Origin of the sequence: Bradyrhizobium sp. S69, from assembly GCF_009766005.1 — a bacterium.
In the GTDB taxonomy this organism is placed as follows: Bacteria; Pseudomonadota; Alphaproteobacteria; order Rhizobiales; family Xanthobacteraceae; genus Bradyrhizobium.
The window spans coordinates 83,062-95,783 of sequence record NZ_LMUK01000033.1 but is presented as its reverse complement, the minus strand read 5'-3'; the positions used below and the strand labels follow the sequence as shown (position 1 = coordinate 95,783).

The 12,722-nt window shown below is 63.5% G+C and carries 13 protein-coding genes; 8 read left to right on the top strand and 5 right to left on the bottom strand.

What is annotated here, in order from left to right; all coding sequences use genetic code 11:
• From GSQ88_RS14080 to GSQ88_RS14045, 8 genes are all read left to right on the top strand, one after another.
• Positions 1-1,892, top strand: a 1,892-nt coding sequence (locus tag GSQ88_RS14080; protein WP_159008355.1) for an elongation factor G, incomplete at its 5' end; no start/stop codon positions are given.
• Between the two features lie 248 nt (positions 1,893-2,140).
• The gene (locus GSQ88_RS14075) at positions 2,141-2,413 is read left to right on the top strand and encodes a helix-turn-helix domain-containing protein (protein ID WP_159008354.1); all 273 of its coding nucleotides are present in this window, start codon (positions 2,141-2,143) and stop codon (positions 2,411-2,413) included.
• Positions 2,414-2,471: 58 nt separating this feature from the next.
• Positions 2,472-4,250, top strand: coding sequence for a SulP family inorganic anion transporter (locus tag GSQ88_RS14070; RefSeq protein ID WP_159008353.1), 1,779 nt, complete (start codon positions 2,472-2,474; stop codon positions 4,248-4,250).
• A 153-nt stretch (positions 4,251-4,403) separates the two neighbouring features.
• Positions 4,404-5,192, top strand: coding sequence for a GNAT family N-acetyltransferase (locus GSQ88_RS14065; protein ID WP_210253807.1), 789 nt, complete (start codon positions 4,404-4,406; stop codon positions 5,190-5,192).
• A gap of 15 nt (positions 5,193-5,207) precedes the next feature.
• Complete coding sequence (locus tag GSQ88_RS14060) at positions 5,208-5,849, top strand: YoaK family protein (RefSeq protein ID WP_159008351.1); 642 nt, start codon at positions 5,208-5,210, stop codon at positions 5,847-5,849.
• Positions 5,850-5,880: 31 nt separating this feature from the next.
• Positions 5,881-6,723, top strand: coding sequence for a shikimate dehydrogenase (locus GSQ88_RS14055; protein ID WP_159008350.1), 843 nt, complete (start codon positions 5,881-5,883; stop codon positions 6,721-6,723).
• 65 nt (positions 6,724-6,788) lie between these two features.
• Positions 6,789-7,415, top strand: a complete 627-nt coding sequence (locus GSQ88_RS14050) for a hypothetical protein (RefSeq protein ID WP_159008349.1) — start codon at positions 6,789-6,791, stop codon at positions 7,413-7,415.
• A gap of 127 nt (positions 7,416-7,542) precedes the next feature.
• Entirely contained in the window at positions 7,543-8,169 is a 627-nt protein-coding gene (locus tag GSQ88_RS14045; RefSeq protein ID WP_159008348.1) for a hypothetical protein, read from the top strand.
• Positions 8,170-8,398: 229 nt separating this feature from the next.
• On the opposite strand, the gene GSQ88_RS14040 is transcribed toward GSQ88_RS14045, so the two are convergent.
• Genes GSQ88_RS14040 through GSQ88_RS14020 form a run of 5 tightly spaced genes read right to left on the bottom strand, consistent with a single transcriptional unit; the run spans position 8,399 to position 12,719 of the window.
• Positions 8,399-9,274 carry an amidohydrolase family protein gene (locus tag GSQ88_RS14040; protein ID WP_159008347.1) on the bottom strand — a complete coding sequence of 292 codons (876 nt, stop codon included), beginning with the start codon at positions 9,272-9,274 and terminating at the stop codon, positions 8,399-8,401.
• Between the two features lie 12 nt (positions 9,275-9,286).
• The gene (locus GSQ88_RS14035; RefSeq protein ID WP_159008346.1) at positions 9,287-9,670 is read right to left on the bottom strand and encodes a RidA family protein; all 384 of its coding nucleotides are present in this window, start codon (positions 9,668-9,670) and stop codon (positions 9,287-9,289) included.
• 30 nt (positions 9,671-9,700) lie between these two features.
• A complete protein-coding gene (hpaH, locus tag GSQ88_RS14030) occupies positions 9,701-10,504 on the bottom strand; it encodes a 2-oxo-hept-4-ene-1,7-dioate hydratase (protein WP_159008345.1) in 804 nt (267 codons plus the stop codon).
• Between the two features lie 6 nt (positions 10,505-10,510).
• Complete coding sequence (locus tag GSQ88_RS14025; protein WP_159008344.1) at positions 10,511-11,371, bottom strand: fumarylacetoacetate hydrolase family protein; 861 nt, start codon at positions 11,369-11,371, stop codon at positions 10,511-10,513.
• Positions 11,372-11,399: 28 nt separating this feature from the next.
• On the bottom strand, positions 11,400-12,719 hold the full coding sequence (locus tag GSQ88_RS14020; protein WP_159008343.1) for an MFS transporter: 1,320 nt from the start codon (positions 12,717-12,719) through the stop codon (positions 11,400-11,402).
• Positions 12,720-12,722: the final 3 nt, after the last annotated feature.

The following is a 12,722-nucleotide window of genomic DNA, read 5'->3' as shown; positions in this document are numbered from 1 at the left end:
CCCCGGAAGCCCGCCGCCACAAGATGGGCACAGGCCTCACCGCCGCGACCACCAACTTCATGGGCGACAGCTACACCTTCATCGATTGTCCCGGCTCGATCGAATTCGCGCACGACATGCGCGCTGCGATCCCCGCGGTCGATGCCGCGGTCGTGGTGTGCGAAGCCGACGAACGCAAATTGCCGCAGCTTCAGATCATCCTGCGCGAACTCGAGGATCTCGGGATTCCGCGCTTTTTGTTTCTCAACAAGATCGACCGCGCCAACAAGCGGATCCGCGAGACGCTCGCGACCTTGCAGCCGGCATCGCGGATTCCGCTGGTGCTGCGGCAGATACCGATCTGGAACGGCGATTTGATCGCGGGCTTCGTCGACCTCGCGCTGGAACGCGCCTTCGTCTATCGCGAGCACAAGGCGTCAGAAGTCGTGAGCCTGGAGGGGGGCGATCTCGATCGCGAAAAGGAAGCGCGGTTCTCGATGCTGGAAAAGCTCGCTGACCATGACGACGCGCTGATGGAGCAATTGCTGGAAGATATTCCGCCGCCGCGCGACGCCGTGTTCGACGATCTCGCCCGCGAATTGCGCGAGGGCTTGATCTGTCCGGTGCTGCTCGGTTCGGCGTTGCGCGAGAACGGCGTGCTGCGCCTGATGAAGGCGCTGCGGCATGAAGCGCCCGGCGTGACCGAGACCGCCAAGCGGCTGGGGGCGGCGTCGTCCGGAAAGGATGCGCTGGCCTATGTGTTCAAGACGCTGCATCTGGCGCATGGCGGCAAGCTGTCGCTGGCCCGCGTGCTGTCCGGACATCTCGACGATGGCGCGACCTTGCAATCCTCCTCTGCTGAGGCGGGCCGGGTCTCCGGGATACTCGCCGTCAATGGCGCGCACGACACCAAGCGCCCGGCCGCCGAAGCCGGCGAAACCATCGCGCTCGGCAAGCTCGACAGCATCAAGACCGGCGATACCCTGTCGAGCGGCAAGACCGCGCCGGCGGCGCTGGTCAGAATCGAGCCGACACCGCCGGTGCTGGCGATCGCGCTTGCGGCCAACGACCGCAAGGACGACGTCAAGCTCGGGCAGGCGCTGTTGCGGCTGAACGAGGAAGATCCGTCGCTGACCCTGATCCACAATCCGCAGACCCACGACACGGTATTGTGGGGGCAGGGCGAGATGCATTTGCGGGTCGCGCTTGAGCGCCTGCGCGAGCGTTTCGGGATCAACGTCAAGTCGCAGCCGCCGGCGATCGGCTATCTGGAGACGATCCGCAAATCGATCAGCCAGCGCGGCCGGCACAAGAAGCAATCGGGCGGCCATGGCCAGTTCGGCGATGTGGTGCTGGAGATCAAGCCGCTGCCGCGCGGCGGCGGCTTTGCGTTCGTCGAAAAAATCGTCGGCGGCGCCGTGCCGAAGAATTACATCGGCGCGGTCGAAGAGGGCGTGGTCGATGGATTGCTGCGCGGGCCGCTCGGGTTCCCCGTCATCGATGTGCAGGTGACTTTGACCGACGGCTCCTATCACAGCGTCGATTCCTCCGACCTTGCGTTCCGGACCGCGGCGCGGATCGGCCTCAACGAGGCGCTGCCGCAGTGCCAGCCTGTGCTGCTGGAGCCGATCTATGTGGTCGAAATCGTCTGTCCGTCCGATGCCACGGCAAAGGTCAATGCCATCCTGTCGGGAAGGCGCGGGCAGATCCTCGGTTTCGATACCCGTGAAGGCTGGCCGGGATGGGATCGCGTCCGCGCCATGATGCCCGAAGCCGAGATCGGCGAGTTGATCGTGGAACTGCGCTCGGCAACCGCCGGCGCCGGCAGTTTCACCCGGGCCTTCGACCGCATGGCCGAGGTCTCGGGCCGCGCCGCCGACCAGATCATCGCGGCGCATCGGGTTGCGGCGTAAAGGCCCGTCATGGTTCCGTCGCTCGGCCTGAGAGCGACGGAACGATCGGTGGTCGAGCAAGAGTGGCGTGCGCATGAGCCCGCGTGACAACGGCGCATGCCGGAGGTCGGTTGGTGACCGCCCTCATGGACAGGACCGCAGACCTTGCGACTGTTCGCCACTTGCGTGGCGGGCCTCAAATGATGTATTTTACATCATTGTCATTATATGACATATCACTTATCATTCATTACACGTGAGGTGGTCGTGTGATCACGTCCTTTCAGATGCGGGCGGCGCGAGCGCTGCTCGGGATCGATCAGAAAACGCTGGCCGAACTGGCGGGCGTTTCGCTGCCGACCATCCAGCGGATGGAAGCCAGCGTCGGCAACGTTCGTGGCGTGGTTGAATCGCTGACCAAAGTGGTTGAGGCGCTCAATCATGCGGGCGTGGATCTGATTGGCGAGCATGCGCGCAGCGATGATGGCGGGCGTGGTGTTCGCCTGAAGCAGCCCGGACCGCCTCGCCGCGTGGGTGGCTAGAAGCATCGTTGCGCCACGACGGCCGGTGGCGATGCGATGCGACAGGAGCATCGTCGGCATGAGCATGGCAAACCAGCGGGCAGGTCGGGTCAATCAGGCGAAGCCGCCGACTTTCGCGGAACTGTTCACGCCGAAACTCATCACGGTATTGCGCGAAGGCTACGGCTTCGCGGATTTTCGCGCGGACCTGGTCTGCGGCCTCACGGTTGCGATCGTAGCGCTGCCGCTGTCGATGGCGATCGCTATCGCATCTGGGGTGCCCCCGGGTCGCGGGCTGTACACCGCGGTGGTTGGCGGCTTCTTGGTGTCGCTGCTGGGCGGCAGCCGGTTTCAGATCGGCGGCCCCGCCGGCGCATTCATCGTCCTGGTGGCGCTGACGGTCGATCGCCACGGTGTCGACGGCGTGATCCTGGCGACCGCGATGGCCGGCGTGTTCCTGATCGCCGCGGGTCTTCTGCGGCTCGGCACCTATATCAAATTCATTCCCTATCCGGTGACGGTGGGATTCACCGCCGGGATCGCCGTCGTTATCTTTGCCAGCCAGTTGAAGGATCTGTTCGGCATCAATTTGACGGCAAAGGAACCGGGTGAATTGATTCCGAAGCTGGAGGTGTTGGCGCGCGCATTGCCGACCGCTAATCTGTCGGCGGTCGCCGTGTCTGTCGTCAGCATCGCGCTCATCTTCATTCTGCGCAAACTGCGGCCGACCTGGCCCGGCATCCTGATCGCGGTGATCGTTGCTGCGATCGCCACCTGGGCGCTGTCGCTGCCGGTCGAAACCATCGGCACCCGCTTCGGCGGCATCCCTCGGGAATTGCCCTGGCCGGCGTGGCCGGTGTTTTCGCTGGAAAAGGCGTGGGCGGTGCTGCCCGACGCGATCGCCTTCGCGTTGCTCGGCGCTATCGAGTCGCTGCTGTCGGCGGTGGTGGCCGACGGCATGAGCGGCCGCCGGCATCGTTCCAACTGCGAGCTGGTGGCCCAGGGCGTTGCCAATATCGGATCGGCGTTTTTTGGCGGCATCTGCGTCACCGGCACCATCGCGCGCACCGCGACCAATGTCCGCGCCGGCGCGCGCAGCCCGATTTCCGGAATGCTGCACGCGGCGTTCCTGCTGCTGTTCATGCTGATCGCAGCACCGTTGGCGAGCTACATTCCGCTCTCGGCGCTGGCGGCGGTGCTGGTGGTCGTATGCTGGAACATGGCGGAGAAGCGCGAGTTCGCGACCTTGATCCGCTCCTCGCGCGGCGATGCCACTGTGCTGCTTGCCACCTTTCTGCTGACGGTGTTTCGCGATCTCACCGAAGGTATCCTGGTCGGCTTCGCGCTCGGTGCGGTGCTGTTCATCAACCGCATGGCGCAGATGACGGGCATCGAGGCCGAAACGCCGCTGGCGACCCCCGACCGGGCCGACGACGGTAACGGCGATCGGGTGCCCTACGACGTCGGCCTTGCTGCCGACCCTGACGTGCTGGTCTACCGCATCACGGGCGCGTTCTTCTTTGGCGCGGCGTCGACGGTGGGATCGGTGCTCGACAGCATCGCCGACAGCCGCAAGGCGTTTGTCGTCGATTTCTCGGCGGTGCCGTTTCTGGATTCTACCGCGGCCAATGCAATGAGCCGCGTTGCGGCCAAGACGGAACGGCAGGGCATCCGCCTGTTCATCACCGGCGCGTCACCGACCGTGCGCCGTGCGCTGTTGACCCATGGGGTCAGACCGCCGCGTGCCAGATACCGCGAAACCATCGCGCGGGCCATCGTGGATATCAAGGAGCAGCGTCGGAACTCTTCCGCTGCCGCGGATGATCACGCCGCGCATCCGGTCGTGTCTCCGGGATAGGGCCGAACAGGCGATCAACTCTGCGAGATATCGGTTCGCGTCTTCATCATACTCTGCTTCCCAATCCAGCCGCTTTGATGAACACTATGCCCGCGGCGTGCGAAAATGCGTCGCGGCATTCTGTTTCGTGTCATCGCAATTCGCGGGAGCATGATGGACAAGTATGATCTATCGCTGAAGATGCGGCGGCTCGCGCAATGGGTCGACAGCCAGCGCCAGCCGCCAAGCCTCATTCGCAAAGAGTTTCGCGGCACGCCGTTCGGCCATTGTTACCTGACCATGGACGTCGGCCGTCAGACGCCGTTTGCGTCCTCCAATATCAACCGCGTCTATCTGTGCGGCGCCGAACCTGGAATGTCGTCTGCCGGTATTGGGCGGCTGATCGACCTGTTCGCGACCGAAGGCGTCAAGCGCTTCTTTGTCTGGCTCAGTCCCGGTCCCGAGATGGAGTTGGCGCGCGGCTGGCTCGCGGCGCACGGGCTGTCCCGCATCACGCGTACCGGCTATCCAACGTTGTGCCGCAGCGGAAATGCTCCGATCGAATACAAAACCGATCTCAGGGTGGCCGAGGTCAACGCCGACGAGATCGCGCAAGCCAGCGATCAACTCGGCGAAACGTTGTGGCCGGAATATGCGATATCCGTGGGCCGCGAGAAATTCTTCCATTACATGGCCTTTGAGGGCAACCGCCCGGTGGCGGTCGCAGCGCTCTGTATCTTCGAAAACCTCGGATATCTGATGGCGTCGGCGACCGCCGAAGGCGATCGCAAGCGCGGCGCGCAACAGGCGCTGATTGCCAGGCGGATCGAGCGCGCCGAACGGATGGGGTGTTCGATCCAGGTGGCCGAGACCCTGTATATGAACGAACACTCCTACCGGAACCTGCTGCGCGCCGGCTTTGTCGAGGCCTACGAAAAAGAAATCTACCAATGGACCGCGTGAAGGTGAGCCAGCCGCGTGCTTGAGTCCCGCCGCAACCTCGCTTTGGCCTGCGCCCTGAGTGCGCTGGCCGGCTATGTCGATGCCATCGGTTTCCTGCATCTTGGCGGTCTTTTCGTCTCCTTCATGAGCGGCAACTCGACGCGATTGGGCGTCTACCTGGCGCAGGGGCATTGGTCGAATGCCGCTGAAGCGATCGGTTTGATCGCGCTGTTCGTGACCGGGGCCGGCGCCGGCAGCCTGATCGTGTTCACCCGCTCGTTCTACGGCCAGGGCTGGGTATTGCTCGCGGAGACATTACTGCTCGCGGCCGCCGCAATGTTCTATACGCTGGGCGTGCCGCTGGTCGCGATTGCCGCCATGGTGCTGGCGATGGGGCTGGAGAACGCGGTGTTTCAGGCCGAAGGCGGCGCCGGTCTGGGTCTCACTTACATGACCGGCGCGCTGGTCAAGGTTGGGCAGCTTGCCGCCGTGGCGTTGACCGGCGGCCGGCGCTGGTCCTGGCTACCGAATTTGCTGCTATGGGCGGCGATGGTGGCCGGCGCCGTATGCGGCGCCTACGCCTATCGCTGGATCAACCTGTCCGCGATCTGGTTTGCGGCTGCCGCAGCCCTGTCGCTCGCCATCCTTGTTTTCGCAACGACGAAACGGCGGGATTGACAGCGAAGGCGGCTTGCCCGAATTGAAAACAATGACAACCTCGAACAAAACCCCCGCCGCGTGCCTGATCGGGTGGCCGGCGGCGCATTCGCGCTCGCCGCTGATCCACCAGTACTGGCTGCGTACGCTTGGCATCGACGGCGGCTACAGCATCGAGGCGGTGCCGCCCGAAGGCTTTGCCGAGTTCGTGTTGCATCTTTCGGCCCACGGCTTTGTCGGCGCCAACGTCACCCTGCCGCACAAGGAACGCGCGCTGGAATTGTCGGCGCCGGACGCGCGGGCCCGCGCGGTCGGCGCGGCCAACACGCTGTGGTACGATGGCGGTGAGCTGCGCTCGACCAACACCGATGTCGAAGGCTTCATCAATAATCTCGATGCCTGCGCGCCCGGATGGGACAAGGCGAGCGATGTGCTGGTGCTCGGCGCCGGCGGCTCGTCGCGCGCGGTGGTGTTCGGACTGATCGAGCGCGGCATCGGCCGCGTGCATCTGGCCAATCGCACCATCGAGCGCGCGCAGGCGCTGGCGGATCAATTCGGCGCACGCGTTCATCCCGTGGCGTGGGACGGAATCGCGGATTTGCTGCCGGGCGCCAACGTGCTGGTCAATACGACATCGCTCGGCATGCGCGGCCAGCCCGCGCTCGAGGTCGATATCGGCCGGCTGCCACCGCACGCCGTTGTCGCCGATCTGGTTTACGTGCCGTTGCAGACCGAATTACTGGCGGCAGCGCGGCAACGCGGATTGAAGACCGCCGACGGGTTGGGGATGCTGCTGCACCAGGCGGTGCGCGGATTCGAGCTGTGGTTCGGCCAGCGGCCGCGGGTGACATCAGAACTTCGTGACCTGGTCGAGGCCGATCTCACGAAGGTTTGACACGGGAATAGGATAGAGGTTGTGGGGTCTGCTGCTATGTGAAGCACCCCGCCGGAGCCCTGTTCATGCCCCTTCATCGCACTTCATTGACGCGCCCGCTGATGGCCGTCGCCATGGTCGCGGCGTCCACGCTATGCGCGTTCGCCCAGAAGCCGCCGGTGCCGACCCGGGTTCGCGGCGCCATCGAGAGCGTCGATGGCGATGTCCTCACCGTGAAGTCGCGCAGCGGCGAGGACGTCAAGCTGCACATGACCGGCGACGTCAAGGTGTTCGGCATCATCAAGATTTCGATGGCCGACATCAAGCCGGGATCCTTCATCGGCGCCACCACGGTACCGGGACCGGACGGCAAGCAAAACGCGCTCGAAGTGCATGTGTTTCCCGAGGATATGCGCGGCACCGGCGAGGGATCGCGGCCGTACGATCTGCGCCCCAACAGCACCATGACCAATGCCACGGTGGCCGAGTCGGTCGAGGGCAATGACGGCCACTCTTTGATCGTCAGATACAAGGACGGTGAGAAGAAGGTCGAGGTCTCGCCCGAGACGCCGGTCGTAACCTACGTGCCCGCCGACAAGTCCGACCTGAAGGCCGGCGCCAAGCTGATCGCCTTCATCAAGCAGCTAGCGGACGGTTCGTTCGAAACCAACCGCATCAGCATCGGCCGGGATGGGCTGACGCCGCCGATGTAACGCCGGCATCGTTTCAGACGTAATGTGGGATGTGGCGTCGCTCGGCGTCGCGGTTCCATCATCCCGGAATATGCCCGCGACCACGGGGTATTCCCTTGCACCGCCACCAACCAGTAAGGGGACTATCATGAAAGCTTCGTCGTACCTGCCGCGCACGCTCGCGGCTGTGCTTGCCGCCGCGTCTTTGTTCGCCACCGCGGCCTCGGCGCAGGCGCCCGCGACGGTCCGCATTCGCGGTGCCATCGAAGCCGTCGACGGTGCGGTGCTGACGGTAAAATCCCGCGAAGGCACCGAGGTGAAGGTCCATTTGGCCGACAATGTTGCGGTCATCGGCATCGCCAAGTCCGCGCTGTCCGACGTCAAGCCCGGCTCCTACATCGGGGTCTCGGCGATGCCCCAGGAGGATGGCAGCCAGAAGGCGCTGGCGGTTCATATCTTCCCGGAAGCGATGCGCGGCGCCGGTGAGGGCTTTCGGGCCTGGGATCTTCGGCCAAACAGCACCATGACCAACGCCACGGTCGCGGAGACCGTCTCCGGCACCGACGGCCAGAACATCATGGTCAAGTACAAGGACGGTGAAAAGAAAGTCGTGGTCGGGCCGGATACGCCGATTGTCGCCTTCGTGACCGGGACCAAGGACGAACTGAAGCCGGGCGCCAAGATCATCATCTTCGGCGCGACCAAGAAGGACGACGGCACGCTGGAAACCAACCGTCTCGGCGTCGGCCTCGACGGCATCACGCCGCCGATGTGAGGGTAGCGAAACGCAGCCTATCAACACGTCGTCCCCGCCTTTCGCCGGGACACACCGGAACCGTCATCCTGAGGAGCCGCGCTTTGGCGCGGCGTCTCGAAGGATGGTGTTCGCGGCCATCCTTCGAGACGCGCGCGAAGGGCGCGCTCCTCAGGATGACGGCCTAGATAGCTTCGCAGGCTCGTTCGCGGGGACGACGATAGTCTTTTGCTGATCCGTCAGATCTACACTACCTGCCAAACCCGAACAGCTTCGCTGGATTGTCCACCAGGATCTTCTGGCGTTCGCTTTGGTCGGGCGCGTAGCGATAGAACAGCTCGAGCAAATCCGCGTCGTTCGGCGGCTGCACCACGGAGACCGGGTGCGGCCAATCACTGGCCCACACGCAACGGTCGGGAGCAGCCTCGATATAGGCGCGCGCGATCGGAACAACGTCGTCCCAGGGCGGTCCGATTCTGGAGGTCTTCTCGCCGAGCGACAGCATCACCCAGAAATTGCCCCTCGACAGCAACTCCAGCATCTTGCGCAGATTGGGGTCGGCTTGCCCTAGTCTCGGATCGGGGCGCGCCATATGATCGATCAGCACCGGCACATCCAGCTTTTCGATCTTGGACACGCCGCTGATGATGCCGTCCTTCTCGGGCTGGATTTTAGCATACCAGCCGAGTTCCTTTATTCGCGCGATCGCCCGCGCAAAGTCGGCGTCGGATAACACCGCGCCCAGTTCCTGCCGAAAGCTGAAGCGCGCGCCGCGGACGCCGGCGTCGTGCAATTTGGCGAGATAGGAATCATCGGCCTCGGCAAACACCAGCGCGTTGGCGCAGCCCCGGTAATTGGCGCCCATCGCCGCCAGGGCATCGAGTACGACGGCGTGATCGGCGCCATAGGTCGTGGTTTGGACGATGATCCCACGTTCAATGCCCAGCGCCTGGTGCACCCGAAGCGCTGCTTCCCAGGTGGCGGTCGGCATCTGGTAGGCAGCGCCGGGACGCACCGGGTATTTGTCGAGCGGGCCCAGGACATGAAACTGGCTGTCGCAGGTTTTCGGTGGCGGCAGCACCGACGGCCGGCGCGGATTGGGATTGAACGCAAGATAGTCGGGCACGTTATTGTCCTTTCAGTCGATGACGGCGGTGAAATCACATTGCACCAGCGCGCCGCCTTCCATCTCCATCGGCAGGGAGTGACGCGCGGGCCGCGAATGCTCGTCGGGAAACATCTTGATCCACTCGGCATTGACCGGCGCCCGCTGTGAACGGTCCTTGAGCCAAACCGTCATTTTGATGATGTCGTCGGTGCTGCCGCCGCCGGCTTCCACGATCGCTTTCATGTGCGCGAACATGTTGGCGCACTGCGCTTCGAGCTGCGGCGGCATTTCCGATGTCACGGGATCGCGACCGAGGATGACACCCGACATCAAGAGATTGCCGATCCGGCTGGCGTTCGGAATAGGGTTGGCGTGCTTGAAACCGCCGATATGAATGCTGGTGCGTCTCGCCATGTTGCCTTCCTCAAAAATGGGCTATCTTCCTCAAACAAACTGACAGGAGATGGATCCGAACTTGCCGTAGTCGGCGTGGAACGTGTCGCCCTTGCGAATGTCGACCGGGCGGGTGAACGAGCCCGCGAGCACGACTTCACCGGCGGCCAGCGCTTCGCCATGCGGTGCCAGCCGGTTGGCAAGCCAGGCAACCCCGTTGGCTGGATGGTTGAGAACGCCCGCGGCAACGCCGGTCTCCTCGATCTGGCCGTTGCGGAACAGCAAGGCTCCGATCCAGCGCAGGTCGAAATCGTGCGGCTTGAACGGCCGGCCGCCGAGCACCAGCGCGGCATTGGCGGCATTGTCGGAAATCGTGTCCGTCACCTTGCGGGTGGCTTTGGTTTCGGGATCGACGCGGTGCATCCTGGTTTCGAGAATCTCCAGCGCCGGGGTGACGTAGTCGGTGGCATTGAGCACGTCGAAGATCGAGCAATGCGGTCCCTTCAAGGCAGTCTTCAGGATGAAAGCGAGCTCGACCTCGATGCGCGGCGCATGAAAGCGGCTGAAGGGGATTTCGCCCGCATCGCCGTAAAACATGTCCTCGAACAAAACACCGTAATCAGGCTCCGCGATGCCGACGGCATTCTGCATCGCCTTCGACGTCAGGCCGATCTTGTGCCCCCTGATGATCCGCCCTTGCTTGATCTGAAGCGCAGTCCACGCGCGCTGGATCGCATAGGCGTCCTCGATCGCAAGATCCGGATACTCCGCCGTGAACATGCGAAGGTGCGATTTGGTGCGTTCGGCTTCGTCGAGGCGGCGCGCAAGATTTTCGATGGTCTGCTGATCAAGCATGGTGAGTCACTTTTCCGCGGTCACGGTATTGCTGAGCACGCCAATGCCCGAGGATTCGACCTCGACAACGTCGCCGGGCTTCAGCCAGCGCGGCGGATCGAAACGGGCGCCCGCGCCGGTCGGCGTTCCCGTCGCGATCATGTCGCCGGGCTTCAAGGTCGCAAAGGTCGAGAGATAGGCGATGAGGAAATCGAACGGGAACATCAGGCGTTCGGTCGAATCCTGCTGCCGCAACTCGCCATTGACGCGGGTGACGATGTCGTGCGGGCCGCGGGGATCGAGTTCATCCGCGGTCACGATCCACGGCCCGATGCTGCCGGAGCGGTCGAAATTCTTGCCCTGGGTGACGTTGAACTTTCCATGATGCAGCCAGTCGCGCACGCTGCCTTCGTTGCACAAGGTCATGCCGAAGATGTGCTGGAAGGCCTGCTCGCGCGGGATGTGGCGGCCTTGCTTGCCGATCACGAGAACCAATTCGCCCTCATAGTCGAGCTGTTCGGATACCCTCGGCTTTTCGATCGGCTGGCCCGACCCCACCACCGATGAGGGATTGCGGACAAACAGACTTGGGTATTTCGGCAGGTCGGAATTGTCCTTGTATTCGGCGTTGCGATCCCGGTAGTTCACGCCGATGCACCAGAGCTTTTCAGGCGCCGGTATCGGTGGCAGCAGCAACAGATCCTGGATCGCGCGGTCTGCCTTCTGACCCGCCGCGGCCTTGCGCGCGGCGTCGAGGCCGTTGTGCGCGATCAGCGTTTGCAGATCGCGATACCGGCTTCCGATGCGGCCGGTGAGATCCACCACGCCTGCGTCCGTGACGACGCCATATTTCGACTGTTGATTTTCAAGATAGCTCACAAGGCGCATGATTTTCGTTCTCCGATAGGCTTCCGGTTCAGGCCGCGGCGTGTTGCGGCTGCGGCTTCGCATTCACCGCAAGCTCGCGCCCGCGGGTTTCCGGCAGCAGGATTGTCATCAACAGGAAGATCAGAATCGCGGGCGCGACCACCATCATGCCGGTGGCAAGGCTGCCGCCGAACAAGGCAGCAGCGGCCGGAACCACGACCGGCGCCAGGCTGCCGACGCCGCGTCCTGCCATGTAGATAAACGACACCGCGGTCGATCTGACGTCGATCGGATAGATTTCCGACAACCAGGTGCCGACCACGCCCAACGCCGAGTTGCCGATTACGAAACTCAGATAGATCCAGAAGATCGGAAAGTGCAGCACGCTGCCCTGGTATTTTTCGTGACCGTAGAGAAACAGCGCGGCCGCCATCACCGCCCAGGAAAGCCCTGGCAACAGCGCGCCGAAACGCCGGCCGAAACGGTCGTTCAGCGCCCCCATCGTCAGGTAGGACAGGCCGCCAACCACCGAAGCGATCACCGATATGTTGCGCACGATTTCCGGAGGCGTATCCAGCGCGCGCTGCATCAGCGTCGGCATGAATACCACGATGCCGTAATAGCTGAACATATAGGCCATCATCCAGACCAGGCACATGACCGATATCGGAAGCAGCCGTCCCCGGAACATCGCCAACGGCGTATTGGTCTTCGCCGCCGGCGTCTCGATCGCGCCGCTTTTGCGCAGCGCATCGAATTGCTGCCACGCCTTGGATTCCGGCATGAAGATACGGATGAAGATCATCAGCAGGATCGGCGAGCCGCCGGTCAGAAGCGCGATCCGCCAACCCCATTCGAGGCTAAAGGACGTCGTGGCCCAGACGCCGACAATCGAGGCGCTGGCTGCGGCCAGAACCGCGCTGCCCTGGATGAAGGCGCTGCCGATCCCGCGCCGCTCCTTGTTCCAGGCCTCGTTGAACAGCACCATGCCGGCCCCCCATTCGCCGCCGAGGCCGATCCCGGTGATCAGGCGGAGAATGGCGAGCGACCCGTAATTCCAGGCAAAGGCAGATGCGATCGAGCCGGCCGCGAACATCAGGAGTGTCAGCTGCAACGCCTGCTTGCGGCCGACGCGATCACCGAGATAGCCGAACAGGGCGCCCCCGATCACCGAACCGATCAGGGTCAGGCTGGTGACGCTGGATACCTGCGCCAGCGAAATCCCCAGCGATTTCTGGATCGATCCCATCAGGAACGGCATGATCAGAACGTCATAGAGATCGAGCGCGAAGCCGAGCATGCAGGAAACGATGATCGCCGCGCGCTCTCCGGCCGAATAGCTCGACGCCTGATACGTGGCGGATGTCATGTT

Bases quoted from the DNA above. Each gene is read 5' to 3' on its own strand.
- GSQ88_RS14065 (WP_210253807.1), top strand. From the start codon at position 4,404: ATGGACAAGTATGATCTATCGCTGAAGATGCGGCGGCTCGCGCAATGG.
- GSQ88_RS14035 (WP_159008346.1), bottom strand. From the start codon at position 9,670: ATGGCGAGACGCACCAGCATTCATATCGGCGGTTTCAAGCACGCCAAC.
- GSQ88_RS14050 (WP_159008349.1), top strand. From the start codon at position 6,789: ATGCCCCTTCATCGCACTTCATTGACGCGCCCGCTGATGGCCGTCGCC.
- GSQ88_RS14020 (WP_159008343.1), bottom strand. From the start codon at position 12,719: ATGACATCCGCCACGTATCAGGCGTCGAGCTATTCGGCCGGAGAGCGC.
- GSQ88_RS14025 (WP_159008344.1), bottom strand. From the start codon at position 11,371: ATGCGCCTTGTGAGCTATCTTGAAAATCAACAGTCGAAATATGGCGTC.
- hpaH (WP_159008345.1), bottom strand. From the start codon at position 10,504: ATGCTTGATCAGCAGACCATCGAAAATCTTGCGCGCCGCCTCGACGAA.
- GSQ88_RS14045 (WP_159008348.1), top strand. From the start codon at position 7,543: ATGAAAGCTTCGTCGTACCTGCCGCGCACGCTCGCGGCTGTGCTTGCC.
- GSQ88_RS14070 (WP_159008353.1), top strand. From the start codon at position 2,472: ATGAGCATGGCAAACCAGCGGGCAGGTCGGGTCAATCAGGCGAAGCCG.
- GSQ88_RS14055 (WP_159008350.1), top strand. From the start codon at position 5,881: ATGACAACCTCGAACAAAACCCCCGCCGCGTGCCTGATCGGGTGGCCG.